The sequence below is a fragment of the Rhizobium sp. SG741 genome (assembly GCF_012275435.1).
In the GTDB taxonomy this organism is placed as follows: Bacteria; Pseudomonadota; Alphaproteobacteria; order Rhizobiales; family Rhizobiaceae; genus Rhizobium; species Rhizobium lusitanum.
On record NZ_JAAZQP010000016.1, the window covers coordinates 120623 to 146569 of the forward strand.

Below are 25947 nucleotides of genomic sequence, written 5' to 3' on the forward strand. Positions count from 1 at the left end.
TCCCCCCGTTCAGTCTTCGGCCTGCAGACCCGCCAGGTGCTCGAATTCGGCGACCACCTGTTCGTAGACCGATCGCTTGAAGGCGACGATAAGCTCAGGCAGCGTTGCCATGGGCTTCCATCCCCAGGCGTCGAATTCCGGTTCATGGCCGCCCGGCGGTGGGTTGATGGCGATTTCGCTTTCGTCGCCGTCGAAGCGGAAGGCGAACCAGCGCTGGGTCTGGCCGCGAAATTTCCCTTTCAGGCCGATGCCGATCAGTTGCGAAGGCAAATCGTAGTTGATCCAGTCCTTCGCTTCGGCCAGCAGGCTCACCGTTTTCATCCCGGTTTCCTCATAGAGCTCGCGATAGGCGGCCTCCAGCGGATCTTCGCCCGCGTCGATGCCGCCCTGCGGCATCTGCCAGAGCTGCGGCGAGCCGTCATACTCGGAATTGCCGATCGGAATGCGCCGGCCGGCCCAGACCAGGCCATCGCGGTTGAGTACCATGATGCCGACGCAAGGGCGGTAGGGCAGGTCTTCGGCCTTCACGGGCGCGTGGGGCTTGCTCATCATTCTCTCCAAAGATCAGGGGTGCTTGGGGTCGTCGGCAAGCGCCGAGACCGCGACGATTTCGATGCCGCGCATGGCGGCTTCCTCACTCCACTTGCTGATGGCGTCGACGCTCTCGTCGAAGGCGGAGGCAACGCCGATCGCCGAGCCGTTGCGCCGGGCGATGCGCTCGAGCTCGTCGAGTTTCTTCATGACCGCATCCTGCTGCAATTCTCCGTCGAGCTGTACGTCAGCAAAGGCATGCGGCACCTCCAGCGTCTTGGCGAGCATTCCGGATTTCGATTGCGCCGAAGAGCCGTCGTCGAGGAAAAGCAGACCGCGCTTGCCGATGTCGCGCAGTACCGGCTCCATGGCGCTGGTATTGGAAAGGAACCGGCCGCCGAGATAGTTCATCACACCGGTATAGTTGGTGATCTCGCCCATCGCCTTGTGCAGGTTGTCGATATTCTTCGTGGCGGATAACGATGTCAGGAGGGTGTCGGGACCCGGATTGTTGCCCGGGTAGTCGAAGGGTTCGAAAGGCACCTGAATCAGGATCTCGTGGCCGCCGCGCCGCGCATCCTGCATCCAGCGCTGCAGGCTGTTGCCGCTGGCCGCAAAGGCGAGCGTTATCTCTTCCGGCAGTTTCTCGATGGCGCGCTGCGTGCCGGTCTGGCTGAGGCCGAGGCCGCTGACGACGATGGCGACGCGCGTGCCGCGTGCGCCGGACCAGGGCCTGGCATATTGATCCATCGGCCTCAAGCCGCTCGGCCCCGTGATCGGCAACTTGCCGAAGGGCGAATCCTCCAGCAGGCTGTCGTTCGGCGTTGCCGCCATGCGGGGGTCCTGGCCGACCTGATTGGCGTTGATCAATACCGGGCCGTTGCCATCGCGATTATTGGGGCTGAACATCGTGACCACGGAGCCGTCGCCGGTGACGATGCGCGTGGTATTGGCGCCGGATTGCGGATCGACCTGCGTCAGGCCCGTTGCCGCCGGCTTTTCTTCGACAGCAGGCGCGGGTTCTTCCTTCTTGGCGGTCTCGATCGGCTGGGTTTTCTTGAGATCGTCGCGCAGCAGCGCCGAATAAAGGGAAAAGCCGGCGATGGCGATCAGACAGAAGCCGCCAAGAATGCGCCCGAAGGGCGGCAGTCTCCGCTGACGGCCGGGGCCGCGATTCTGTCCCAGCGGTGCATGCAAATCCGTTCCCAAAGTCCGTATCCGCCCCAAACGGGAAATTGTTCCGGCCCTGAGCATTCCGCTTTCCAGCGTTGTCACCGCAACGGAAAACCGCGCCTCAGGCTCAAAGTGTCAAAACATGAACGAAACAGCTTTTGAACGAGCCCATACTCGTTCGATCGAGGAGAGCGGAACGATACGCGAGTTCCGCTCCCTCCTTATGAAAGCGCCGGGTCTGTTTCCAGCCCGGCGCCATTTCCTTACTTGGAGGAAACTGCCTTTTCCGGGTTCGGCGGGAAGGACGGATCCGTCTTGGCGCCACGCAGTAGGTCGAGCGCGTAGTTCAGCTGAATATCGTCCTTCGGATCCGGCGGCACATAGGCCGACGAGCCGGAACCCTTGTCGGTTTCGCTCTGGCCCTTGATGTGACCCGGCAGGCTCGATTCGCCTTCGGTTGTCAGCTTGCCCTTCAAATCGTCCGGCAGCGGCTGGTCGACCTTGACGTCGGGCGTAATGCCGGTGCCCTGGATCGAGCGGCCCGACGGCGTGTAGTAGAGCGCCGTCGTCAGGCGAAGCGCGCCGTTGCCGTCTCCCAGCGGGATGATCGTCTGGACGGAGCCCTTGCCGAAGGACTGGGTACCGAGGACCGTGGCGCGACGCAGATCCTGCAGGGCGCCGGCGACGATTTCCGAAGCCGAAGCCGAACCGCCGTTGATGAGCACGATGATCGGCTTACCGTCGGTCAGGTCGCCCGGGGTGGCGTTGAAGCGGCGGGTCTCGTCCGGATTGCGGCCGCGGGTCGACACGATTTCGCCCCGCTCGAGCACATCGTCGGCGACGTTGATCGCCTGGTCGAGCAGGCCGCCCGGGTTGAGGCGCAGGTCGAGGACATAGCCCTTCAGCTTGTCGGCGGGGATATCCTTCTTGATCTTGGCGATCGCGGATTCGAGGTCGGGCGTGGTCTTTTCCGTGAAGGAAATGATGCGGATATAGCCGACATCGCCGCCTTCTTCACGCGACTTGATCGCGGCAACAGCGATCACGTCACGGACGATAGTGAGCTCGATCGGCTTGTCGGCACCCTTGCGCATGAGCGTCAACTTGATCGGCGTCTTGACCGGGCCGCGCATCTTCTCGACGGCGTCTTCGAGCTTCAGGCCGCGCACGGACTGGCCGTCGATGGCGGTGATGTAGTCGCCAGCGAGGACGCCGGCCTTGGCGGCGGGCGTGTCGTCGATCGGGGTGATGACCTTGACGAGATCGTTGTCCATCGTGACTTCGATGCCGAGACCGCCGAATTCACCCTTGGTCTGGGTGCGCATGTCTTCGGCATCCTTGGCATTCATGTAGCTCGAATGCGGATCCAGTGAGGACAGCATGCCGTTGATCGCGGATTCGATCAGCTTGTCTTCCTGCGGCGGCGTCACGTACTGGGCACGAACACGCTCAAAGACATCGCCGAAAATCGACAATTCCTTGTAGGTGGACGCGCCAGCGGCTTCCGCCGGCACGACCGCCGTGTAGATAACGCCCATCGCAGTCGCACCCATCAATGCGCCAACGAGAACAAGAGAAGCCCTACGTATCATTGCGTGCCTTTCCAGTGTCTTTGGAGGTCCACCAGGGTCGAGAATCGACCGGCTTCCCATCTTTTCTGAATTCAATGTAAAGCGTTGGCCGATCCGTTTCCAGCGCCAATGCAGTCGCGCTCGCGACTCTTTTTTGGCCCATCACGGCGAGCGGCTCGCCGGCGAAGACAAATCTGCCCGGACGCGTCTTGATCGCGTCCATTCCCGACAGCACCATGTGGTAGCCGTCGCCCGTATCCAAAATGATCATCTGGCCGTAGCTGCGAAACGCGCCGGCGTAAACGACCGTGCCATCGGCGGGAGCTGTGACAAGCGCATCGGGGCCGGTCGCAATGGTTGCTCCCATCGCCGTGTGGCCCGTGCCGTCGTCGTCGCCGAACTGGCGGAGAATATCGCCCGCCACAGGCAACTCCAACTTCTGTTTAAGATCGGAGAAGGGATATGCGGGCGCAATGCGGTTTTTATCGGGCACGCCGCTCTCGGCCAAAGCCTTTGCCTGCTCGCGCTGCTGGTCGGTCAATTGCCCCCTGCGGACCTCCTCCGCCCGGGCGGCGGCCGCTGCGTCCCGGACCGAGCCGATCTGGCTTTCCAGCGAAGCGACGAGCCCTTCGAGGCTGGTCGCCTGGCCCGCAAGCTCCTCGGCACGCTTGCGCTCGGCGTCGAGCTGGGCGGCATTTTCCTTGCTGTGCTTGTCGTTCTCGGCAACCAGCAGGTCCATGCGCCGCTCCTCCTCCAGACTGTTGGTCATGGTGGCGGTGAGGTTCGTCTTTTCGGCGGCGGCGGCGGCATGCAATTTGCTGAGATCGGTCAGGTCGGCGATGAGCTTGTCCGTCTCCTTGCGCATTCCGGGCACGACTGCACCCAGAAGAATGGCGCTGCGCACCGAGGCGAGCGCATCATCCGGTGTGACCAGGAGTGCCGGCGGCGGATTGCGGCCCATGCGCTCCAGGGCCCCCAGAACCTCGGCCAACAGGGCGCGGCGCTCATGCAGGGAGCCGCGGATCTTGTCCTCCTTGATCGCGAGATCCGTCAACGTCTTCTCGCTCTGCTGGATCTTGCGGTCCATTTCCTTGCGGCGGGCGGCGCTGTCGATCAATGCCTGGCGCAGGCTGGCGGTGCTCTTGTCGAGGGATGCGATGCTGTCTTCCAGCTCTTTCGTCTTGTCGGAGGAGAGGTTGATCGTCTTCGACAGCGTCTCCAGCTCGGCGCGGGTTTCGTCGCGCTTGCGGGCGAGTTCGGCGGCCGGGTCGGGTGCCTGTTGCGCAGGCGCTGTCGTCGAAGGATGTTCGTCGGGCGCTTGTGCCGTGCCGGCATCGGCCTCCTGCGCCAGGGCCATGTCCATGAGAGAAATCGGGCCTGCCACATAGACGCCCACGCCAAGGCATGCGGCCAAAGATGGCAGCAGAAGCCGGGAAAGCATGGGCGGGGCTTTTCTCATCCAGTCGGTTCGGGCCTGGTCCCTTCGGATCGCGTGAAAATAAGCCGATTTGCCGCGATCAGCTAGGAAGCATCGTCATTTTTGAAGCAGGAATCAAAACACGCCTGTGTGAGCGTTTCGTTAACGCAAAATGACCGAAAGCCAAACTGTTTTCGAAGGAGGCACGTTGTCGCGATTGGAGGTCAGACCCGGTGATAGGGATGGCCGGAAAGGATGGTGACCGCGCGATAGAGCTGTTCGGCAATGAGGATGCGCACGAGCTGGTGCGGCCAGGTCAATTTGCCGAGGCATATGGTCATGTCGGCCTTGTCGTAGAGAGACGGGTCGAGCCCGTCGGCGCCGCCAATGGCGATCGTCAGGTCGCGCTTGCCCTGATCGCGGAACGTTCCGAGCATGGCGGCGAAGGCTTCGCTATCAAGCGCCTTGCCGCGTTCGTCGAGCAGGATGAGGACGCCGCCTTCCGGATGCGCCTTTTGCAGCAGAGCCGCCTCCTCGCGCTTGCGGGTCTCGCCGTTGGAGGCGCGGCTTTCGGCAACCTCGGTCAAACGCATCAGCTCCAGGCCGATTGCCGGCCCGGCCTTGGCGAAACGATCGAGATAGCGAGCCGCAAGATCCTTCTCAGGGCCGGTTTTCAACCGTCCCACGGCAAAAAGACCTATCCGCATTCCCGCTCCCAAGCCTATCCGCCATGATGGCGGCACAAAACCAAACTCTTGCTGGACAGTCATGTCCGGCGATATGAAGCTGCCAGCCGGGGCCGGGAACAGCGCCCTTGGATCGGCTAGTGCAGCGTGCCTTCGTCGAGGTCAGGCGCGGCCCACATCTTCTCGATGTTGTAGAACTCGCGAATCTCAGGACGGAAGACGTGAATGATGATGTCGCCGGTGTCGATCAACACCCAGTCGCCGCCATCCAGACCTTCGACGCGGGCGTTGCCGAAGCCCTCGTCCTTGAGGTCGGTCATGACATGGTCGGCAATCGCCAGGACATGGCGGCTCGAGCGACCGGAGACGACGACCATATAGTCTCCAAGCGCGGATTTGCCAGCAATGTCGATGGTAACGATATTTTCGGCCTTGGAGTCCTCGAGGCTTGCGAGGACGGCTTGCAGGGCACGGGCAGCGGCATCGGCGCCACGTTCCGAGCTCTTCGGGATAACGACAGGCGTTCTCCCCTTGGCGTGTACTGTTGTCAGTGCTCTTCCTTCCTTGAGTAACAGAACATGCTCATACGCGATCTGAGTCGATCACGCTACAAAGATAGGCATCAAAGCATTAAGGTTTCAAGACGCACGCGGCCATCTATCGGCTGCGAAGACAAGGATTGTATCAAAATCCCGCGCATTCGCACCATATATGGGCAAATGATCGCTTTGACGGCGTCGTCGCTAGCTTTCCTGGCTTATTCCGTCGAGAAGAATGAGGTTTCGGCTCAGAGCCCGATCACGAACTTCGAGAGCAAACGCGTATTCGGGAGAACGATACCAAGTTCTGGCCCGTTCGATGTCCGGAAACTCCACGACGATGATCGCTCGCGGCGCCCAGTTTCCTTCCAACTGTTCGATCGGGCCGCCACGCACCAGATAACGGCCTCCATAGCAGGCTATGGAGGCAGCGGCGCGGGTCCGGTAGATCTGGAAGGCGTCGGCATCCTTGGCGGTGACATCGGAGATGATATAGGCTGACATCTGTTTCCAATCCCTATGCAAAACGCAGTTTCTCGTTGCCGATATTGTCGGCATCAATGCGTCGTGAGGCTGAAGATCAGATAGGTCTGTGCCGTCGCTTGTCCATTCTAACCGCCATGTACAGGCGCGCGAAGGCCGCGTATACACGAAGGCAGACCAAAACGCCCAGATGCCATGACCGACACTCCGCAGCCATCGTTGAAGCCTATTCTCCGCATCAGTTTTTCTGGGCAGGACCGGCTCGGGCGCGGCAAGATGGAACTTCTCGAGCATATTCGTGACACCGGCTCGATCTCGGCCGCCGGCCGCGCCATGGACATGTCCTATCGTCGTGCCTGGCTGCTCATCAGCGAATTGAACCATATGTTCCGGGAGCCGGTCGTCGAATCGCAGCGCGGTGGCCAGAAGGGTGGCGGCGCTGCCCTTACCCCGTTCGGCGAAGAACTGTTGCAGCGCTTTCGCGGCATGGAAACGACCTTGCGCGCGGCGATAGCCGCCGATCTGCAATGGCTCGAAGCCAATCGCAGCGCGGCGGAAGCTTCGTCCAGAAAGTCTTGATCAAGCCCTATTGTTCGAGCGCCACGGTCTTGATGACCGCGTGGACCGGCAGGCCGACCCGCAGACCCAGCCTTTCGGCCGAGAACTGCGTGATGCGGGCGAGCACGATATCGCCGCCGCAATCGACCTTCACCTCCACGGTTCCATCGGCTGCAGCGCTGATATCGCGCACTTCGCCTTCGAGAATATTCAGCGCGCTGAGGCCTTCGGGCCTGGCTGTTGCCAGCATGACATCGCGAGCGGGGATATGGACGCGCACCGTCTTGCCGACGGAGGTCGCCTGGCCGGGCACGAAGAGTTTCGCCGCCTTCAGGGCGACGACGGTCAGCCGATGCCGATCCTCCATATGCTCGACGCGGCCTTCCAGCAGCACGCCCGCCTCACGCCGGTCGATCGCCAGCGGGCCGGAAAGCTGGCTGAAGATATCGAGGGCGGGGCCGATCGCCTCCACCTTGCCGTCACGCATGACGACGACGCGGTTTGCCAGCCGCGCCACCTCGGCGATAGAGTGGCTGACATAGATGATCGGGATCTTCGTCTCGTCACGCAGCCGCTCGAGATAGGGAAGGATTTCCGCTTTCCGCGCCTCGTCGAGTGCCGCCAGCGGTTCGTCCATCAACAGCAGCCGTGGCGAGGACAGGAGTGCGCGGCCGATGGCGACGCGCTGTTTCTCGCCGCCGGAAAGCTTGGTTGGCCTGCGGTCGAGCAGTGCGGCGATGCCGAGGAGATCGACCACACCGTCAAAGCTTTCGCTGCGCTCGTTCCTGGGCGCGAACCAGCGGCCGTAACTGAGGTTCTGCCGCACCGATAGGTGCGGGAACAGGCGCGCCTCCTGAAAGACATAGCCGAAGCGGCGGCGATGGCGCGGAACGAAGACCTGCCGGCCGGTGTCGGCAAGGACGCTGTCGTCAAGGCTGACGCGGCCATGATCGGGCCGGATGAGACCGGCGATGATACGGATGATCGAGGTCTTGCCGGAGCCGGAGCGGCCAAAAAGGGCTGTCACGCCGCCGTCGGAGGTGAACGTGGCCTCAAGCGAGAAGGCGCCCAGCCGGTGGCGGATGTCGACGGAGAGCGTCATTCGAAATCCACCCTTCTGCCGGCGAGATGGGCGAGGAATTCCGAGGCGAGCAGGGCGGCCATGGAAATGACGATGGCGACGATCGTCAGTCTCATCGCGCCGGCATCGCCACCCGGCACCTGCGTGAAGGTATAGATGGCCGAAGACAGGGTCTGCGTCTCGCCTGGAATATTGGAGACGAAGGTGATGGTGGCGCCGAATTCGCCCATGGCCTTGGCGAAGGACAGGATCATGCCGGCGATGATGCCGGGCAGGATCAGCGGCAGGGTCACTGTCAGGAATGTCCATAGGGGGTTGGCGCCCAAGGTGCCGGCCGCCTCCTCCAGCTTGCGGTCGACGGCTTCGATCGACAGGCGGATGCTTCTGACCATCAGCGGAAAGCCCATGACGCCGCAGGCGAGTGCGGCGCCTGTCCAGCGAAATGAGAAGACGAGGCCGAGATATTGCTCGAGCAGCGAGCCGATGGGCCCCTTGCGACCAAAAAGGATGAGAAGGATGAAGCCGGTCACGACTGGCGGCAGGATCAGTGGCATATGGATGATGCCGTTCAGGATCGATTTGCCCCAGAACCTGCCGCGGGCGAGCAGATACGCGGCGGCGATGCCGAAGGGCAGGCTGACCAGCATGGCGACAATGGAAACGCGCAGGCTCAGCTCGATGGCTGTCCATTCATCGCTGCTCAAACCCAATGCGTCCAAATCCCGCCCCTTAAAACATCTTAGGCCCGCCATGGTCGGCGAGCCTGGATCGTTGAACTTCTATGCCCAATATGCGGTGAGAATGCTCACCGCTTCAGGATCGTGAAGCCCTCATGCTCGAAGAATGGAACAGCCTTAGCCGATTTCAGATAGTCGAAATAGGCTTGCACATCCGGATTGGTGCTGTTGCTGGTGATTGCGATCGGATAGACAATCGGCGGGTGGCTATCTGCCGGAAAAGTGCCGACGACGGCAACGCCGGGATCGGCTGAGACGTCGGTCTGATAGACGATGCCGTAGGGCGCTTCGCCGCGCGAAACGAGCGCGAGGGCTGCGCGTACGCTTTCAGCGCCGGCGACTTTCTTTTCAACCGAAGCCCAGATGCCGAGCTTTTCAAGCGCTGCCTTGCCGTATTTGCCGGCCGGCACCGATTCCGGCTGGCCGATCGCCAGGCGACCGTCGCCGAGAAGGCCGGCTAGATCCAGGCCATGCTTGATCTCGACCGGCTTGGCCTTGTCCTTGGCGGCGACGAGAACGAGCTTATTGCCGAGGAGGTTGGTGCGGCTGTCATCCTTGATCAATTTCTTGCCCGCGACATAGTCCATCCAGTTGGTGTCGGCGGAAATGAAGACATCGGCGGGGGCGCCGTTCTCAAGCTGCTTGGCCAGCGGCCCGCTCGCGGCGTAGGACACGGTGACTTCCTTGCCCGTTTCCTTGGTGAAAGCGGCATCTGCATTGTCGAGCGCGTTTTTCATGCTGGCGGCAGCAAAAACCACGATCTTGTCGGCGGCGAGAGCCGGCATCGGAATGACTGAGAGGCCAAGCCATGCCGCTGATAGTGCGGCGGTTGCAAGCTTGATCCATCGGCGTCGGCTGGTTGCCATTTTATTTCTCCCCAAAGATATCGACATATTTCGAGAGATATAACGATGCGCGAAGCTTGGCTAGGGATGTATCTCGAAAAATACATCGCATTGTTGCTATGTAACCCCACGAATTTTATGGGTTTTCTTTTCAAAGGCGCATATGAGTGGATTTTGCTACGTCAAAAACGCATGACTGGATTCGCCCAGTGGTTTGGCGAACGCTCACGAAACAAGACGTAACGTTACGAACCGTGGGTTCTGGCGCTTTTCCGCTCCGGCTTCTGGAGTCTGGGTGACGTTAAAAAATCAGACAATTCGCAAAAGAAGCGTTTTTTGGGCAGGAAATTTTCAAAGATATGCGTTGAATGCATTGCTGCAATGCGCAATCGGCCATTTATCTATCGGTGAAATCTGCTAAAACATAATCATCGAAGCGGCGATCTCCTCCTCCCAATGCCGCTAGATATGGATCGGCAACTCTCCTCCTCCCAGTTGCTGATCAGGTTTAAAGCCCGACGGATCCTCCTCCCCCGTCGGGCTTTTCATTTCTGGGAGTTTTCCTGAAAATTCAGTCGGTTATTGTGCCGCGCGCAGGGCTGTCGAGCTGAGCGCCGAACGCGGTCCGTGGATGAAAGTCCAGGCCGGTGCACGCTTCTTCCAAAGCACCCGGGCATCATCCTCGTCGACGCGGGCATAATGAAATGTCTTGGCCATCTTCGCGGAAAGGTAGGACAGCGTCGATCCCGGCCGATCGATGACGGCGATCGGGAAGGTGCGGGCGATCTCCTCCCATTTCTGCCAGCGATGGAACGTATTGAGGCTGTCGGCGCCCATTATCCAGATGAAATGCACCCGGCTGTTGCGGGCTTTCACGTGAGCCAGGGTATCGGCCGTGTAGTTCATGCCGAGCGCCTGCTCGAATGCCGTCACCTTGATGCGCGGATCGCGGGCAACCATTTCGCTGAGCGCGATCCGCTCGGCAAGCGGCGCAAGATGATTGTGGTTCTTCAGCGGGTTGCCCGGCGTCACCATCCACCAGAGCTGATCGAGGCCGAGCCGGCGAATGGCGATCTCGGCCACAAGCGCGTGGCCACGGTGCGGCGGGTTGAACGAGCCGCCGAAAAGACCGACCACCATGCCGCGCTCGGCATGGGGCATGCGCAGATAGCGTTGATCGATCTCTTCTCTCAGCACGTCAGGGCCGTATCTGTCCGGTGCCGCGCACGCGATATTTGAAGGAGGTCAGCTGTTCGACGCCGACCGGTCCGCGAGCATGCATCTTGCCGGTGGCGATGCCGATTTCCGCGCCCATGCCGAATTCGCCGCCATCGGCGAACTGCGTCGAGGCATTGTGCAAGAGGATCGCCGAATCGATCTCGGTGAAGAAGCGCTCGACGACCTCGGGATCCTCGGCAATGACGGCTTCGGTATGGTTGGACGAATATTTGCCGATATGGGCGATCGCGCCGGAAATGCCGTCGACAAGCGCGACGGATATGATCGCGGCCAGATATTCCGTCGTCCAGTCTTCTTCCGTTGCCGCTTTCAGGCCGGGCACGAGCTGCAGCACCTCGGCGGAGCCGCGAATTTCGCAGCCTGCTTCGGCAAGCCCGTCGAGCAGCGGCTTCAGATGCGTGGATGCGACCTTCGAATCGACCAGCAGCGTTTCGGCTGCGCCGCAGATGCCGGTGCGGCGCATCTTGGCGTTGACGACGATCGCTTTCGCCATGTCGAGATCGGCCGAAGCATCGATATAGATGTGGCAAAGGCCTTCGAGATGGGCAAAGACCGGCACGCGCGCTTCGGTCTGCACGCGGGCGACCAGGCTCTTGCCGCCGCGCGGCACGATGACGTCGATATTGCCTTCGAGACCGCGCAACATGGCGCCAACGGCGGCGCGGTCGCTGACGGGCACGAGCTGGATGGCATGTTCCGGTAGTCCTGCGGCCTTCAACCCTTCGACCAGGCAGTCGTGGATCGCCTGCGACGAGCGGCGCGAATCGCTGCCGCAGCGCAGGATCACGGCATTGCCTGCCTTGAGGCAGAGCGCGCCGGCATCGGCTGTCACGTTCGGCCGGCTTTCGAAGATGACGCCGATGACGCCGAGCGGGGTGCGGACGCGCTCTATCTTCAGCCCGTTCGGACGGTCCCAGGCGGCGATGACCTCGCCCACCGGATCCGGCAAAGCGGCGATGGCGCGAATGCCGTCGGCCATTTCTGCGACGCGCTTGGCGTTCAGCGTCAGGCGATCGACGAAGGAGGCGAGCATATCCGTGCCCTCCACATCCTTCAAATCCTTGGCGTTCTCGGCAAGAATATGATCCTTGCGGGCCAGAATGGCGTCCGCCATGGCGCTCAACGCCTTGTTCTTGCTCTCTGTGGAGGCGAAGGCCAACGGTCGCGACGCAGCCCGGGCCTTGCGGCCGATATCGCTCATCAGCACTTCGATGTCGGGGCTTTGTGCGACAGTATCAAGCATGGGCTTCATCCCTCTTCAATTTCTCCGCCTTCGTCTTGACGGACGCGGTCATGACGAGGTCGTCGCGGTGCACCATGGCGGCGCGGCCGGCATAGCCGAGGATGGCCTCGATCTCCGCCGACTTGCGGCCGGTGATCTGGCGCGCCTCCTCGGCGTCGTAGCCGGCGAGGCCCCGGGCGATTTCGCGACCGGCAGGGCTGATCACGGCCACGGTATCGCCGCGGCCGAAATGGCCGACGACCTTGCGCACGCCGGCGGGCAGCAGGCTCTTGCCGGCGCCGAGCGCGGTCACCGCGCCCTCGTCGACATGCAGCTCGCCAGCCGGCTGCAGCTGTCCGGCGATCCAGGTCTTACGGGCGGTGACGGGCGTACCCGACGGCGCGAACCAGGACGAGCGCGCGCCGTTTTCAATTGATTTCAGCGGCCGATCGGTCTTGCCGGAGGCGATGATCATCGCGCACCCAGCGCCGGTGGCGATCTTGCCGGCATCGATCTTGGTGCGCATGCCGCCGCGCGACAGTTCGGAGGCGGCGCCGCCGGCCATGGCCTCGATATCAGGCGTGATTTCGGCAATCGTATCGAGGAATTGTGCCTGCGGATCGAGATGCGGTGGGGCGGTGTAGAGCCCATCGATGTCGGAGAGCAGTATCAGAAGGTCGGCGCCGGTCATGGTGGCGACGCGGGCGGCGAGGCGGTCATTGTCGCCATAGCGGATTTCGCTTGTGGCGACCGTGTCGTTCTCGTTGATGATCGGCACGGCGCCGATCTTCAGCAGCTGGTTGATCGTAGCGCGGGCGTTCAGATAGCGGCGGCGCTCTTCCGTGTCGCCGAGCGTCAGCAGGATCTGGCCGGCGACGATATGGTCATGCGACAGGCTTTCGGACCAGGCGCGGGCGAGCGAAATCTGCCCGACGGCTGCGGCGGCCTGGCTTTCCTCCAGCTTCAAGGCGCCGGAGGGCAGATCGAGCACCGAACGGCCGAGCGCGATGGCGCCGGATGAGACGACGAGGATATCGATGCCCTTGGCTTTCAGGGCGGCGATATCGGCACACATGCCGTCGAGCCAGGATTTCTTCAGGCCCGTCTTGCGATCGACGAGAAGAGCCGAGCCGATCTTGATCACGATCCGGCGATAGCGGTCGAGCGGCTTGCGGGCGGTCATCCCTGCTGCTCCTCGTGATCGTCGTCCCCCTCATCCACGTCGTCGGAGGCCTGCAGGTCGCGATGGCGTATCTTATGCGTTTTTGCCGGCTTGTCCGCCTCGCCGGCATTGGCTTCGACGATGACGTCGCGCAGCGCGCGCAGCACTTCGGTCATGCCGCGGCCGGTGATGGCGGAGATCTGGAAGGGCGTCTTGCCGCAGGCTCGTGCCAGCTCGCGCGTCTTCTTTTTCAGCGTTTCCTCGTCCACCACATCGATCTGCGATAGCGCGACGATTTCTGGTTTGTCGGTTATGTTGTTGCCGTAAGCTTCAAGCTCGTGCTTGACCGTCTTGTAGGCCTTGCCGACCTTCTCTTCCTGGGCGGAAACCAGATGCAGCAGCACGCGGGTGCGCTCGACATGGCCGAGGAAGCGATCGCCGATCCCGACGCCTTCATGCGCGCCTTCGATCAGGCCGGGAATGTCGGCCAGCACGAATTCCTGGCCATCGATGGTGGCGACGCCGAGATTGGGATGCAGCGTCGTGAATGGATAGTTGGCTATCTTCGGCCGGGCACGGCTGACAGAGGCGAGGAAGGTCGATTTGCCCGCATTCGGCAGACCGACAAGGCCGGCATCGGCAATCAGCTTCAGCCGCAGCCAGATGGTCTTTTCTTCGCCCGGCAGGCCGGGATTGGCCCAGTCCGGTGCCTGGTTGGTCGAGGATTTGAAATAGGCGTTGCCGAAGCCGCCATTGCCGCCGGGTGCCAGGCGAAAGCGCTGGCCTTCTTGCGTAATGTCGCAGATCAGGGTTTCCCCGTCTTCTTCGAAGATCTGCGTTCCGACGGGCACCTTCAGCGTCACGTCTTCGCCCTTGGCGCCGGCGCGGTTCCGGCCCATGCCATGCGTGCCGATCGTCGCCTTGAAATGCTGCTGATAACGGAAGTCGATCAGGGTGTTGAGGCCGTTGACCGCCTCGACCCAGACATCGCCGCCGCGACCGCCATCGCCACCGTCCGGTCCGCCGAACTCGATGAACTTCTCGCGCCGGAAGGAGACGCTGCCGGCGCCGCCGTCGCCTGAGCGAATATAGACTTTTGCTTCATCGAGAAATTTCATCTTACGTCCGTCACCCGGTGTCGGCGCATATCCCTTCGGATCGAATGGGATTTAGAAAAGCCTATGCGCTCTTTAATCGATTTCAGCCGCCCTTTGCGCATCCATAGAGACGCATCGGCCGGCCATTTACCCGTCATGTTGCCTTCGATATAGGCGCTTCGGGCTGAGGTCAAAGAATATCGTGCGCTCGACGTGCCATAACATCAAGAACAGCCCGATTGGTGTGGCGTCATCGCCGGCGGCCGGCGATGACTGGATTTCAGGGCTTCACGCCGCCTGCGAGAGCCGCAGCGCGCCGGGCTTCAGCACGGTTTCGATATGCGGAACCATGGTGTTGCGGGCAAAGCTGTAGATCTCCGAGCATCCGGTGATCTCGAAGCCGAGCTTCTGCTGCAGCTTCAGGGATGCCGGATTATCGGCGAAGGCGCCGGAATGGACGGCGACCTCGGGCATGCGGCGGCCAAAGCGCTCCAGAGCCGATGTGACCGCCTCGGTCATGATGCCCTGCCGCCAGTAATAGCGGTTCAGCCAGTAGCCGAGATGCCACCGGCCATGTCTGAGCTCGATGCCGACGCAGCCGATATGGGCATCATCACCTTTGGTGATGGCCAGTTCCCAATCGATGCCGAGGCCGGAGGTGTGCTGGACCAGCCAGTCCAGCGCATCCTGCCGGTCATAGGGCGCGGGAACCCGGGCCAGCATGCGGGTGACGGCGAAATCGGACAGCGATTCGGCGATCGCGTCGGCATCGCCGAGCCGGTGTGGGCGCAGCGTCAGCCGCCCGGTCTGGATGACCGGCGACGGCCCCGGCATCAGCATTCTGTCATTGCGGCGGTTGAGAGCGAGCGCGTTCATCTCAGACCTCCCCAGCTGCGCAACGATATCCAGGTCTTGCGGTCGAGCCTGTACCATTCGACCGGCACGGAGCTGCCGAGCGCCAGGGATGCGGCAAGGCCGGACCCCTGGAACTGGAAGCCGCACTTCTGCACGACCCGTCTGGACGCGACGTTCATGACCCGGCAACGGGCATCGATCTGGCCAACGTTTTCGCGCGTGCGGAAGACCATGTCGATCAGGGCATGGGCGGCTTCCGTCGTATAGCCCTGGTTCCAGTGCGGTTCGCCCAGCCAGTAGCCGATCTCGACGGTGCGTGGATCGGCCGTCGGCTCGACGCCGCAGCATCCAAGAAAGGCGCCGTTATCGGCTTTGGTAATCGCATAGACGCACTTGCCAATCTCGCCAAGCTTCGTGCGTCGCACGAAATCGGCGGCATCATTGGTCGTATACGGGTGCGGCATACGCGATACCATAGTAGCGACATTGGCGTTGTTGGCGAGATGGGCAAGGGCGTCGATGTCTTCTTCGTGGGGCGCGCGCAGAACGAGCCTTTCCGACAGTAAGACAGGGCAATCGGTCCTTAACCGCTCCGGCCTCAGCCGTTCTTCGGGAGACCTTGATTGGTCTTCCCTTAACAATTCGCCTTGCATGGTTCAGTCCTCCTTGGTTGAGGGTAAAGAAAAAGGGGAGATGGCGCCCCATCTCCCCTTTTTCTTGACTGAACCTGATGCGCTCAGCCGGGTCGATGAGACGCCGGCTGTTTTAGAGCGCTACCGGCTTATTCCGCTGCTTCCGCTTTCGGCATTACAGACACGTACACGCGGCCATTGGCCTTCGTACGGTAGTTCACGTTGCCCGCGGTAAGCGCAAAAATCGTGTGATCCTTGCCGAGACCAACGTTGGTACCCGGATGCCACTGCGTGCCGCGCTGACGCACGATAATGTTGCCTGCGACGACGTTCTCGCCGCCGAACTTCTTCACGCCAAGGCGCTTGGATTCGGAATCGCGACCGTTGCGCGACGAACCGCCAGCTTTTTTGTGTGCCATTGGAGTTCTCCTTTAAACCCTGATCCCGTTACTTACTTGGCAGCCACGATGTCCGTGATACGGACGACCGTGTGATGCTGGCGATGGCCGCGCGAACGCTTCGAGTTCTGACGACGGCGCTTCTTGAAGGCGATGACCTTCTTGCCGCGGTTGTGCTCGACCACTTCGGCCTTGACGGAAGCGCCCTTGACGAAGGGAGCACCAATCGCAGCGTCGGCGCCTTCGCCGATAACGAGGACTTCGGTGAATTCTACGATGTCGCCGGCGGTGACTTCCAGCTTTTCGATGGTCAGCACGTCGTCGGCTGCCACACGGTACTGTTTACCGCCGGTCTTGATGACTGCGAACATTTTTTGTCCTTTCATGTTCGTTCCGGCTCTCTTGCCAACAAGGACAAGCGGCCGTCTTTTTATCAGTCGAAACTTAGCAGGGATTCCAAAGGCTTGAGGCCCTCAAGAAGATCTGCCGGTGAAACCTCGCGCAAAGCAAGGCTGGCAAGGTACGGACTTATCCACACCTATTGCGTCGCACGGGATATATAAGCGCCCCTGATCTGTCAAGGCAAAAGGATGAAAAGCTTTCATATTCGCCCTTGCCATCCCCCCCGTCTCTCGCTATGAGAACGCCGCGCTCAAACGCGCCGACCAGCATAACCGGAGAGGTGGCAGAGTGGTCGAATGCACCGCACTCGAAATGCGGCATGCCTGCAAGGGCATCGTGGGTTCAAATCCCACCCTCTCCGCCATTCTTGGGCCTTGGTTGCCCAGTTTCCCAGATCGCTTGCCAGATAAGAATGGTCTTGAGATTGGTCAGTTTTCCGGAAAGCGATAGATCACGTCCGCAAAAGAGCCGGTCGGGAAGACGTAGAAAAACTTCAGATCTGTGCCCGATTCGTTGCGAATGCCGTGTTCGGCGTTGCCGGGAATGAAGACTGTCGTGCCGGCCTTGACTGTCGTTTCCTGCCCGTCGATCCGCACGATGCCTGTCCCCTCGAAGATGAAATAGATCTCCGACGGGTCATGCCGGTGAGGCTTGAGCTCGCCGCCGGGGGCAAGTTCCGCAATGCCGGCGCTCATGCTGTCTGTCGGGGTGATGTCGCTGCTCAGCAGCGTGTGCCAGGATATGCGGCCATGGATGGGGTCGTCCCATCCGTCGCGCGGGCGTTCTTCGGCCGTGGTGATAACTGCTTGCGATCGTTTTGTCATTTTGCCTCAAAACGGTGTTTCAGCAACAAGCCGAAACGGTGTCACACCGGCGGCGAATGTCAATTGCCCGGGCGTGGGAATCCGCGTCTTCGGGCCGCCTCGATCTACCCGGCGACCAGACCGCTGCGACGCAAAAGCGCGAGGAAGGCCCGGGCATATTTGCCGCCGCCCACATCGACCGATCTGTTCTCTGATGTCCATTGTTCGGCCACGACCGAACTATTCCATGTGCCTGTTCGGCTACACTGCAGCTCAATAAGGAGAGTTTGCAATGTTGATGAACACAGCCTTATCCAAGTCCGTCGAGAGTGATCGCGAACATATCGTCATCAAGCCCAGCGTGCTCTATGTCGGCACGCCCGTCGTGCTGGTTACCAGTCTCAATCCCGATGGCACCACGAATATCTCGCCCATGTCGTCGGCCTGGACGCTCTTCGACCGCGTCGTTCTGGGCCTGACATCGACAAGCAAGGGTCGGGAGAACGCCATGCGCGAGCGGCAGCTGGTGTTGAATTTTCCCTCTCCGGATCTGTGGCAGAAGATCGAAGCGATTGCTCCGACGACGGGTCGCGATCCGGTTCCTCCCCACAAGGAGAAGATCGGATACCGGTTCGAATCCGACAAGTTCGATGTCGCCGGCTTTACGCCGCAAGCTGCAGAGCTTGTCGGTCCGCTGCGCATAGCGGAGTGTCCGATTCAATTCGAAGCCGAGGTCGTGGCGTCGTACGAACCCGGTGGCGAATGGCCCTCGGACCGGCCTCAGAATTTCCGGATCATCGAAGCGAAGGTGGTCCGCGTTCATGCGCACCGGAGCATCGTCATGCCGGGTAGCAGTCATATCGATACGACGAGATGGAGCCCGCTTCTCTACGTGTTCAGGCACTATTTCGGCCTCGGGCCGGATCTCGGCCGCACGTTCAAGGCCGAGGCGTGACGTGTTCCGCGCTTGGGTCGACTATCTTGCGGGACCGAGATCCGCAGAACCAACTTTGGAGAATAGCCGGCTATCCGGCGCAACCATGGCCGCGGGGCAGGGCCATGGCCGCATCGGTCTTCGTCGCGTCAATTCGGCGAATCGTCGGGCTCGGGATCCTTGACCTTGCCGAAGAGGCTCTTCAGTGCACTGGTCTTGGCTTTCACCGCCTTGTTGGCCTTCATGGCGCGTGTGGCGGCCTTGGCCTGTTCCAGCATCATCTCGATCTGGATCTGCTGGATTTCGGTGAGCCGCTCCCATTGGCGATTGAGGAGATGGTCGACCTTTTCATGCAGGTGGCGGATTTCCAATTCGGCTTTCAGGTTGACCTTGTAGTCGTTGAGCGCGCGCAGCCTGTCCTTTGCTTCCTGCCGGCGCTGGCTCATCATGATGATCGGAGCCTGCAATGCAGCGATCGTCGAGAGAATGAGGTTCAGCAGAATGAACGGATAGGCATCGAAGGCCTTGTTTTCGCCCATGAGGGCATTGATGCCCATCCACACGGTCAGGAACAAACAGAAGGAAATGATGAAGGTCCAGCTGCCGCCGAAGGACGCGACGATGTCGGCCATGCGGTCGCCGATGGAGCGGTGATCCTCGTAATCCTCTTCGATATTCTCGGCCAGTGTATCATGCGTCTTCAGGCTTTCGACGACTTCGTCTTCGAGGTTCGAAAGCTCGCCGCGCTCATCGGTCAAAAGTTCGGCGATATACTGGGCGCGATAGTCGTCCATCGCCTTGCGGCTGATATAGTCGTCGGCGCGAAGTTCGGGATGTTTCAACCGCATGAAATCCGCCAGCGAGGGGCGGAGGTCGTCGACGTGCACGGCATCTTTTTTCTTGAGCGTCTGGCCGGTGATGGCATCGACGAGCTTGACGGACTTTGCCTTCGCCTGGGCAAGGCTCTTGGTATAGTCGTCCATCTCCACCACGGTTGCGGCTTCGCCTTCGCCGGCATCGAAGTCGACTATCCCGTCCGCCGGGTCAAAGGTCTTCGTTTCTGTCATATACGGGGGCCTTCTTTCACGTTTTCCGCTCGTTTAGCCAATAATGCGAACAGGATTGTGACGGTTGGAAGACTGTCAAAATCGTAGCCGCCATCAAACTTTGTTGCCGCGAGGTCTCGATCCTGTCGTTCGGCTTGCGCTTGCCAAGTGTTTAATAGCGCCATTGTCCTAAGCAACGGCAAATGAAATGTCCCGTTCATGCGTCCGGCTATGCTGTTTTCGGACCGGAGGCCGTGAAAACAACCGGCCCGTGCGCTTTCGTAAGCATTTGCTAAATCGCAGCGTGTTTATGCGAAAAATTCTACCGTTTAAATCAGGATTGTGATTTTCCGCCCCCTTGACCGGGGTCCACCGGCTTCTATTTGCCGCAGTGCAGCAGAGACCCCCGCTGCAGCGAATAAATGTTTATGTTCAAAGAATTACATCAACAGGATGTTGGGCCTGTTGCGTGGCTTTTGCACATGTGCGGAAAGGATAGCTATGCACAATCCCCCGGCAAAAGACTTGGAGTCCATTGCTCGGCAAGGCGGTCGCTTCAAGCGAATGGCTGTCAGGATACCCACCTACCTGACCGATCTTCGGGAAAATCCAGCCTGGCTGCCGATGTTCCTCCTGGCGCGAACACTCCCGTTTCGGCGCATGCATTGGTTTGCCACCAGGCAAGCCGTCACGCTTCCCGTTTCCGGTGCTTCCATGTTCACCGAGCTCGAGCGTGGCACTGTCGTCAACGCATTGCGGACGGATGGCATCTATTCGGGCCTGATGCTCCCGGACCATATCCATCGCGAAATCACAGAATTCGCGCAAACCACCGGCTGCTTCGGCAATTTCAACAGGAAGCTCGAATTCGTCGCGAGCGAACATAAGCAGGCGGAGACCCGCTTCGCACGCCCGATCCTCAGCGGGCATTTCTTCGAGCGTTCGCTCGATTGCGATGCGGTCCTCGCAGTTCAACGCGATCCGCTGTTGATCGACGTCGCCCGGCAATATCTTGGTGGGCAGGCAAAGGTGATTACCACGCGCATCTGGTGGAGTTTTCCGACGCAGGCGTCGGAAGCGGACAGAAGCATGGCTTCGCTCGACAAATTCCATTTCGACCTCGACGACTGGCGGATGCTGAAGTTCTTCTTCAACCTGGTCGACGTGGACGAGGGCACCGGCCCGCACGTCTTCGTCAAAGGCAGCCACAAGCGGAGGCGTGTCAAACATCAGCTCACGCTGCTTGTGGGACATTCGGCAGACGAAGTGCTCGATTATTATGGGCAAGCGAGCACCGTAACGCTGACGGGCAAGGCCGGCTCCGGCTTTGTCGAGGATCCTTTCGGCTTCCACATGGGCACCGTTCCCACGCAAAAGCCGCGCCTGATGATGGAAGTCGGCTTTGGCGTCTCGAAGCCGTCGCAACGTCGCTTTCATGGGGAACCCGTGCTGCGATAGGTCGCGGATTACTCTGTGGAAGCCATGCTATGGAGCGCCGGCGACCGGCGCTCCTGCCGCTTCGGCATTATGACGATCGGCCGAACCGCTTGGCGATGAAATGGTCGAGCGCGATCCGGCCCGGCCCACCGGCGATGACCACCAGGAAGCAGGTCGCCCATGTGCCGTGCGTCGGCCAGGCGTCGGGGTAGACGAATATTTCGATGACAAGCGTCATGCCGAGCAGTGCCAGTGCCGACAGCCGGCTGGCCAGGCCGATCACCAGCAAAAAGGGAAAGAAATGCTCGCTGAAGGCGGCGATGTGGGCGGCGATCCAGGGATCGACGAAGGGCAGCTTGTATTCCGTCTGGAAGAGGTAGACGGCATTATCGGTCACATGCCACCCATCCACCTTGGTCTGGCCGGACTGCCAGAAGACGGCGGCAATCGACAGGCGCGCAACGAGGGCGATCAGATCATGCGGAATGCGGTCGAGAAGCCTGAGGGCGCCGTGGAGCCTTTGCGGCACGGTTTCACGTTCGGCCATGGCGGCCGTCATCATCGGGTCTTGCATGTTGGTTCTCCCTGGCGTTCAGCGAACGGCCGTGAATGCGCCGGCCGCGAGCGCGCCGGCAAGGTTGGCGGAAAGATCGAAGTCCGGAGTTTCAGCAAGAGCCGTCTCGAAGGCGCTGCCCAGATCGGCGCCGGCAATGAGCGCTTCGAGAAAGGCGGCGCCGCCGACCGGCAAGCGGTGCACTTCCACAGTCATCCGCGGGCGGACGACGAGCGCATCCTCACCCGTCCAATCTTCAATGTCCGCCAGCTCGATCTCACCGACGTTCATCGCCCAAATGGTGACCGCCGGAAAGGCCGAGCGAATGATCGACGCGGAGGGATGTGCCACGAAGCTTAAACCTGCCAGCCCTTCCGGCTCGATCGTTGCCAGCAAGGCGGCGTCGAGCGGTGTTGAGTCGGTGGCGTGATAGGCCCTGCCGCGTGCAGTCTCCAGTCTGATGACATCGGGCAGATAGGGAATTTCGCGCGCGGGTTCGAATATCGCGACGAAATCGGCAAAGTCGTCGCCATAAGCCAGCAGCAACGGCGATCGCGGCGGATGCTGCCGGATGAATTCGTGCGCCATGGCGGCGAAGAATTCCTCGCCGACAATCTTTTCGGCAGCCGGAAAGCGCGAGGCGAGCGCGCCGATCAGGCCGATGGCGACGTTGTTGCGGTAGACGCCGAAGCGTCGCTCGGGGCGGGGACCGTTCCAGGCCGCGAGGCCCTCAGGAACGGACCGGCCGGGATCGACAAGCGCTGCGGCGAATTCGGTTTGCGTCGAGAGAGACATCACTCCTCCTCATGCCGCCCGGCGTTCGGCGGCACGCCGCAGGATGGTGCCGGCGGCCTCCGCCTCGGCCCTCAGAACCGGCCATTGCGGGACATCATTGTCCCACTCGACCAGGCTGGCGATCGGTCCCGTGCGGGTGATCAGCTCCTCATAGAGTTCCCAGACGGGATCCTTCACCGGTGTGTCGTGGCTGTCGATCAGAAGCGGCGCGCCGGCATCGTCGGTGGTTTCCGAATGGCCGCTCAGGTGGATTTCGCGCACCTGCTGCACTGGAAAACGTTTGAGGTAGTCGCGCGGATCCAGCCTGTGATTGGTGGCGGCGACGAAGACGTTGTTGACGTCGAGCAGCAGGCCGCAGCCGGTACGGTGGGCCACCTCTGAGAGAAAATCGACTTCCTCGATCGTGCTTTCCTCGAACAGCAGATATGTAGCCGGATTCTCGAGCAGCATCTGGCGGCCGAGCAGCGTCTGCACTTCATCGATATGGGCGCAAACCTGGGCGAGGGTCGCTTCGGTATAGGGCAAAGGCAGGAGATCGTTGAGAAAGGTGGTGTCGTGGCTCGACCATGCCAGATGCTCGGAAAAGCTCTCCGGCTCGTAGCGGTCGCAGACGATCTTCAGGCGGGCGAGGTGATCGGCATCAAGCGGCTGCATCGAGCCGATCGAAAGGCCGACGCCGTGAATGGACAGGGCATAGTCCTGACGGAGCTTGCCGAGTTGAGCATGCGGCGGTCCGCCGGCGCCCATGTAGTTTTCGGCATGGACCTCGAAAAAGCCGATCGGTTGGCTTACGGCGTCTATGGCGGCGAAATGCTCCGGCTTGAAGCCGACGCCGGCGCGACGGGGAAGTTCTGACGGTTTCATTGCAAGCCTCCATTTGGATATGCTTGATCTTGGGAGGAGGGCGGCGCGCGGGAATTTGCGCCGCCCTGCGTCACCGCGCTTGGGTCAGACAGGCGCCGGACCCTGCATCAGGGTGCCGTGGCCGTTCGGTGTCTTCATCGTTTCGCAGGTTCCGGCGGGAACGAGCTTCCACGAGTTGCGCTGGTAATCGACTTTCGATGTACCGGCGCAGGTCGTGCCGGGACCGGCGGCGCAATCATTCTGGCCCTTGAGCGCGACGCCGTAGCATTTTTCCTTGGCATCGGCGGCCGAGGCGGTGGTGACGCCGGCGACCAATGTCAAAGCCGTCGCGACCGACGCGGCCAAGGCGACTGCGGAAATCTTGTTCATGCCATGCTCCTTACATCCTGTGATTGGATCGGTGATCCGGGTTAGGGTCAAGCCGGGGTCAGCGTGCCGTGGCCCTTCGGGGTCTTCATGGAGGTGCAGGTGCCGGTCGGAACGAGCTTGAAGGACATCTTGTCGTAGCTCATGGTCGACTTGCCGGCGCAATCATGCTTGCCTGCGGCGCAATCATTTTGACCCTTGAGGGCGACACCGTAGCATTTTTCCTTGGAGTCGGCAGCCGCAGCGGGAACCGCGACGGAGGCAAGTGCTGAGGCGATCGAACCGGCAATGGCCAGGGTGATGAGGCTGTTCTTCATGGGACTGTCTCCTTGATGGGTGCGAGCCGTCATTGGCTTGCATCAAGGTCTACGGAGCTGTCCGAGCGGATGTTACAGGCGGTGCGAAATTTTTTTGAACGTCGTTACGATGTCATGCGCCGGCTACGCGTTTAGCCTACCTGCTCTGAGTGTAGCGAATGATGCTCTAATTGGAAGCGCGCAAAGCAGGCAGAAGATACCGTTCGATCATGGCGCCGTCGTCTTAGATCGAAGCCTGTTCCGAAAAGGCTTGAAAAAGAATGGCCGTTGCCGGTAACGAAAGCCTGCGGTCCTGCGTAGAGGAGATGTCGGGTGAATCATTCGGCGCGCGAAGAGCAATGGGCAGTCTGGATGCGTGCCGCCGTCAACGGCGACGTGCAGGCCTACCATCGTTTTCTGTCCGCAGTGACACCGCATCTGCGCGCCATGGCGCGCCGGCGTTGCGAACAGTTCGGCGCGCCGGTAAGCGAGGCCGAGGACGTGGTTCAGGAAGTGCTGCTGACCATCCATCTGAAGCGCGGAACCTGGGACGCATCGCGCCCGATCGGCCCGTGGATATCGACGATCGTGCGCAACAAGCTGATCGACGGCCTCAGGCGACGTGGACGACATACGAGCGTACCGATCGATGACGTGATCGATATTCTCGAGGCGGAAGACCAGACGGACGCCTTGGATCGGTTAGACGTCGATCGTATGTTGGAACAATTGAAGGATCCGCAGAAGACCATCGTGCGCTCGATTTCCGTCGAGGGAACCAGCGTGCGGGAGACGGCGGATCAGTTGCGGATGACGGAAGGTGCGGTGCGTGTTGCACTGCATCGTGCTTTGAAGGTGCTTGCGGCCTTGTACCGGAGTGAGACCAGTGAAAACCGATGACCTCATCAATCTTTTGGCGCAGGATGCGCCGGTCCGCACGCGGATCGGCAAGGTCCTGGCCCTGTCGGTCATCGCGGGCATCGTGATCAGCGGTGGCATTTTCTTTGCGATGATCGGTTTCCGCGCCGATATAGGCAGCGCGATCGAGACCGTTCGTTTCCTGTTCAAATTCGTCGTCACGATCGCTCTCGCCGCGACGGCCTGCGCCGTCGTCTTCCGCATCGGCCGGCCAGGCGTCTCCTTGCGCATCTGGGGCTGGACGCTTCTGGCCGCGCCGCTATTGCTGCTGGCGGCGGCGGCCGTCGAGATGGCGGTCATGCCGGCGGATAGCTGGAGCGCACGGATGATCGGACACAATGCCCGCTTTTGCTTGACGCTCATCCCATTATTGTCGATCGGTCCGCTTGCCTGCTTCCTCTTTGCATTGCGTCATGGGGCGCCGGAGCGGCCGGGTTTGGCCGGCGCCGTCGCGGGGCTTGCCGCCAGCGGCATCGCCGCGACCTTTTATGCATCCAACTGCACGGATGACAGCCCGCTTTTCGTCCTGCTCTGGTATCCGATGGCAATCGCCATGGTCACCGCGGTAGGTTATGTGATCGGCCGACGCATCTTGCGCTGGTAAACCGGCCGAAATGCTGGTCTTGAGAGACGCCGGTTATCCCTTATCAGCTGTCATGGGCGACGCGGACGGTGATATCCGCAGAATCCCCTTGAAGAACGCGCATTCGCCGGCCATCCCGGATTTCAGCTTTTGGCTTTCAAAAAATTGCATTTGTCCGCGTTAAACTATTTGCATCTGCGGCGAATTCTATTATAGAGGCGCAGCCTTCGCCGCGAACGATTTCATCGCTAGGCGGCCGTTGGGGAATAGTTCAATGGTAGAACGACGGACTCTGACTCCGTTAATCTTGGTTCGAGTCCAGGTTCCCCAGCCAATTCTCGGCTTCCAATCAATAGAAGTAGCAGCCTTGGCTCGAGCCGGGTTACTCTAGTCGCTTTCGAAGCGGGTTGACGCTTCCGGATCGCGCTGAAGTTCAATTAATTTTTTTCAAAGGAGTTGCGATTCTCAACCATTGCTTGTCATGGTATATTGTGTTTGGTGGTATCGCCAGATAGTAAGGTAGCCTGATTTAGCCAATTGCCGCGGCACATGAAGAGCTGCGTCGTTATTCCTATGCGAACATTTCAAGAAGGGATGATTGTCTCCCGCCAAGCCCAAGCCCATAGGGGTTCTCCGGCGACGGTTCTGCGTATAGCGTCTTCAGAGTGACCTGGTGAGACCGGCGGATCGGTCCCGGCCATCTTTTGTACGCCGCCCACCGTTC

30 protein-coding genes and 2 tRNA genes are annotated in these 25947 nt (G+C 60.9%); 7 read left to right on the top strand and 25 right to left on the bottom strand.

From position 1 onward, the window contains the following. Window positions 1-9: 9 nt before the first annotated feature. The 7 genes from FHT29_RS30110 to FHT29_RS30140 all read right to left on the bottom strand — a co-directional run bounded on the left by FHT29_RS30110 (window position 10) and on the right by FHT29_RS30140 (window position 6421). Window positions 10-549, bottom strand: coding sequence for an RNA pyrophosphohydrolase (locus FHT29_RS30110; RefSeq protein WP_092573076.1), 540 nt, complete (start codon window positions 547-549; stop codon window positions 10-12). Window positions 550-564: 15 nt separating this feature from the next. Next, window positions 565-1740 carry a divergent polysaccharide deacetylase family protein gene (locus tag FHT29_RS30115; RefSeq protein ID WP_037195699.1) on the bottom strand — a complete coding sequence of 392 codons (1176 nt, stop codon included), beginning with the start codon at window positions 1738-1740 and terminating at the stop codon, window positions 565-567. 227 nt (window positions 1741-1967) lie between these two features. Beyond that, window positions 1968-3296: a S41 family peptidase gene (locus FHT29_RS30120; RefSeq protein ID WP_037195701.1), complete on the bottom strand. Its 1329-nt coding sequence runs from the start codon at window positions 3294-3296 to the stop codon at window positions 1968-1970. Continuing rightward, window positions 3286-4716: a murein hydrolase activator EnvC gene (locus FHT29_RS30125; protein WP_047559544.1), complete on the bottom strand. Its 1431-nt coding sequence runs from the start codon at window positions 4714-4716 to the stop codon at window positions 3286-3288. Before FHT29_RS30125 ends, FHT29_RS30120 begins: the two co-directional genes overlap by 11 nt. 200 nt (window positions 4717-4916) lie before the next feature. Continuing rightward, complete coding sequence (rlmH, locus tag FHT29_RS30130) at window positions 4917-5399, bottom strand: 23S rRNA (pseudouridine(1915)-N(3))-methyltransferase RlmH (protein WP_037195705.1); 483 nt, start codon at window positions 5397-5399, stop codon at window positions 4917-4919. A 116-nt stretch (window positions 5400-5515) separates the two neighbouring features. Continuing rightward, a complete protein-coding gene (gene rsfS / locus FHT29_RS30135) occupies window positions 5516-5971 on the bottom strand; it encodes a ribosome silencing factor (RefSeq protein ID WP_037195707.1) in 456 nt (151 codons plus the stop codon). Window positions 5972-6121: 150 nt separating this feature from the next. Further along, window positions 6122-6421: a DUF1330 domain-containing protein gene (locus tag FHT29_RS30140; protein ID WP_037195709.1), complete on the bottom strand. Its 300-nt coding sequence runs from the start codon at window positions 6419-6421 to the stop codon at window positions 6122-6124. Window positions 6422-6595: 174 nt separating this feature from the next. On the opposite strand from FHT29_RS30140, the gene FHT29_RS30145 reads away from it, so the two are divergent. Further along, window positions 6596-6979 (top strand): winged helix-turn-helix domain-containing protein, encoded by a 384-nt coding sequence (locus FHT29_RS30145; protein WP_037195711.1) that lies wholly within the window; start codon window positions 6596-6598, stop codon window positions 6977-6979. 7 nt (window positions 6980-6986) lie between these two features. Here FHT29_RS30145 and modC read toward each other — a convergent pair whose 3' ends face one another. From modC to rplU, 11 genes are all read right to left on the bottom strand, one after another. Continuing rightward, a complete protein-coding gene (modC, locus tag FHT29_RS30150) occupies window positions 6987-8060 on the bottom strand; it encodes a molybdenum ABC transporter ATP-binding protein (RefSeq protein WP_047559458.1) in 1074 nt (357 codons plus the stop codon). After that, window positions 8057-8758: a molybdate ABC transporter permease subunit gene (modB, locus tag FHT29_RS30155; RefSeq protein WP_047559462.1), complete on the bottom strand. Its 702-nt coding sequence runs from the start codon at window positions 8756-8758 to the stop codon at window positions 8057-8059. Before modB ends, modC begins: the two co-directional genes overlap by 4 nt. 86 nt (window positions 8759-8844) lie before the next feature. Beyond that, on the bottom strand, window positions 8845-9642 hold the full coding sequence (modA, locus tag FHT29_RS30160) for a molybdate ABC transporter substrate-binding protein (protein ID WP_047559465.1): 798 nt from the start codon (window positions 9640-9642) through the stop codon (window positions 8845-8847). 558 nt (window positions 9643-10200) lie between these two features. Then, window positions 10201-10782, bottom strand: coding sequence for a nicotinate-nucleotide adenylyltransferase (locus FHT29_RS30165; RefSeq protein ID WP_234903911.1), 582 nt, complete (start codon window positions 10780-10782; stop codon window positions 10201-10203). 37 nt (window positions 10783-10819) lie between these two features. Next, the gene (locus FHT29_RS30170) at window positions 10820-12103 is read right to left on the bottom strand and encodes a glutamate-5-semialdehyde dehydrogenase (protein WP_037196154.1); all 1284 of its coding nucleotides are present in this window, start codon (window positions 12101-12103) and stop codon (window positions 10820-10822) included. Beyond that, window positions 12096-13265, bottom strand: coding sequence for a glutamate 5-kinase (gene proB, locus FHT29_RS30175; RefSeq protein WP_037195723.1), 1170 nt, complete (start codon window positions 13263-13265; stop codon window positions 12096-12098). The genes FHT29_RS30170 and proB overlap by 8 nt, the downstream gene beginning before the upstream one ends. Then, complete coding sequence (gene obgE / locus FHT29_RS30180) at window positions 13262-14362, bottom strand: GTPase ObgE (RefSeq protein ID WP_047559468.1); 1101 nt, start codon at window positions 14360-14362, stop codon at window positions 13262-13264. Before obgE ends, proB begins: the two co-directional genes overlap by 4 nt. Window positions 14363-14629: 267 nt before the next feature. Then, window positions 14630-15217, bottom strand: coding sequence for a GNAT family N-acetyltransferase (locus FHT29_RS30185; RefSeq protein WP_037195728.1), 588 nt, complete (start codon window positions 15215-15217; stop codon window positions 14630-14632). Beyond that, window positions 15214-15849, bottom strand: a complete 636-nt coding sequence (locus tag FHT29_RS30190; protein WP_047637652.1) for a GNAT family protein — start codon at window positions 15847-15849, stop codon at window positions 15214-15216. Before FHT29_RS30190 ends, FHT29_RS30185 begins: the two co-directional genes overlap by 4 nt. 128 nt (window positions 15850-15977) lie before the next feature. Further along, window positions 15978-16247, bottom strand: coding sequence for a 50S ribosomal protein L27 (gene rpmA, locus FHT29_RS30195; protein WP_037195734.1), 270 nt, complete (start codon window positions 16245-16247; stop codon window positions 15978-15980). Window positions 16248-16279: 32 nt separating this feature from the next. Next, window positions 16280-16597: a 50S ribosomal protein L21 gene (rplU, locus tag FHT29_RS30200; protein ID WP_034510937.1), complete on the bottom strand. Its 318-nt coding sequence runs from the start codon at window positions 16595-16597 to the stop codon at window positions 16280-16282. Between the two features lie 305 nt (window positions 16598-16902). Between rplU and FHT29_RS30205 the strand changes: the two genes are divergently transcribed. Continuing rightward, window positions 16903-16992: transfer RNA gene (locus FHT29_RS30205), tRNA-Ser, on the top strand. A 64-nt stretch (window positions 16993-17056) separates the two neighbouring features. Here FHT29_RS30205 and FHT29_RS30210 read toward each other — a convergent pair. Next, window positions 17057-17452: a cupin domain-containing protein gene (locus tag FHT29_RS30210; protein WP_047559473.1), complete on the bottom strand. Its 396-nt coding sequence runs from the start codon at window positions 17450-17452 to the stop codon at window positions 17057-17059. A 271-nt stretch (window positions 17453-17723) separates the two neighbouring features. Between FHT29_RS30210 and FHT29_RS30215 the strand changes: the two genes are divergently transcribed. After that, window positions 17724-18386, top strand: a complete 663-nt coding sequence (locus FHT29_RS30215) for a flavin reductase family protein (RefSeq protein WP_168600834.1) — start codon at window positions 17724-17726, stop codon at window positions 18384-18386. 128 nt (window positions 18387-18514) lie between these two features. Here FHT29_RS30215 and FHT29_RS30220 read toward each other — a convergent pair whose 3' ends face one another. Then, window positions 18515-19432, bottom strand: a complete 918-nt coding sequence (locus FHT29_RS30220; RefSeq protein ID WP_037195744.1) for a DUF1003 domain-containing protein — start codon at window positions 19430-19432, stop codon at window positions 18515-18517. A 480-nt stretch (window positions 19433-19912) separates the two neighbouring features. Between FHT29_RS30220 and FHT29_RS30225 the strand changes: the two genes are divergently transcribed. Beyond that, window positions 19913-20869, top strand: a complete 957-nt coding sequence (locus FHT29_RS30225; RefSeq protein WP_047559479.1) for a phytanoyl-CoA dioxygenase family protein — start codon at window positions 19913-19915, stop codon at window positions 20867-20869. A gap of 67 nt (window positions 20870-20936) precedes the next feature. Here FHT29_RS30225 and FHT29_RS30230 read toward each other — a convergent pair whose 3' ends face one another. The 5 genes from FHT29_RS30230 to FHT29_RS30250 form a co-directional block, all read right to left on the bottom strand. Continuing rightward, window positions 20937-21422: a DoxX family protein gene (locus FHT29_RS30230; protein ID WP_047559482.1), complete on the bottom strand. Its 486-nt coding sequence runs from the start codon at window positions 21420-21422 to the stop codon at window positions 20937-20939. A gap of 18 nt (window positions 21423-21440) precedes the next feature. Next, window positions 21441-22196 (bottom strand): DNA-binding domain-containing protein, encoded by a 756-nt coding sequence (locus tag FHT29_RS30235; RefSeq protein WP_037195752.1) that lies wholly within the window; start codon window positions 22194-22196, stop codon window positions 21441-21443. A gap of 9 nt (window positions 22197-22205) precedes the next feature. Further along, window positions 22206-23060 (bottom strand): DUF692 domain-containing protein, encoded by an 855-nt coding sequence (locus FHT29_RS30240; protein WP_037195755.1) that lies wholly within the window; start codon window positions 23058-23060, stop codon window positions 22206-22208. A gap of 84 nt (window positions 23061-23144) precedes the next feature. Beyond that, on the bottom strand, window positions 23145-23429 hold the full coding sequence (locus FHT29_RS30245) for a DUF2282 domain-containing protein (RefSeq protein ID WP_037195758.1): 285 nt from the start codon (window positions 23427-23429) through the stop codon (window positions 23145-23147). Between the two features lie 47 nt (window positions 23430-23476). Beyond that, window positions 23477-23743, bottom strand: coding sequence for a DUF2282 domain-containing protein (locus tag FHT29_RS30250; RefSeq protein ID WP_037195760.1), 267 nt, complete (start codon window positions 23741-23743; stop codon window positions 23477-23479). 312 nt (window positions 23744-24055) lie between these two features. Here FHT29_RS30250 and FHT29_RS30255 point away from each other — a divergent pair, with 312 nt between their 5' ends. The 3 genes from FHT29_RS30255 to FHT29_RS30265 all read left to right on the top strand — a co-directional run bounded on the left by FHT29_RS30255 (window position 24056) and on the right by FHT29_RS30265 (window position 25557). After that, the gene (locus FHT29_RS30255) at window positions 24056-24622 is read left to right on the top strand and encodes a sigma-70 family RNA polymerase sigma factor (protein ID WP_047559486.1); all 567 of its coding nucleotides are present in this window, start codon (window positions 24056-24058) and stop codon (window positions 24620-24622) included. Next, on the top strand, window positions 24609-25244 hold the full coding sequence (locus tag FHT29_RS30260; RefSeq protein ID WP_047559489.1) for an NrsF family protein: 636 nt from the start codon (window positions 24609-24611) through the stop codon (window positions 25242-25244). Before FHT29_RS30255 ends, FHT29_RS30260 begins: the two co-directional genes overlap by 14 nt. 239 nt (window positions 25245-25483) lie before the next feature. Next, a tRNA-Gln gene (locus FHT29_RS30265) sits at window positions 25484-25557 on the top strand. Window positions 25558-25947 lie beyond the last annotated feature (390 nt).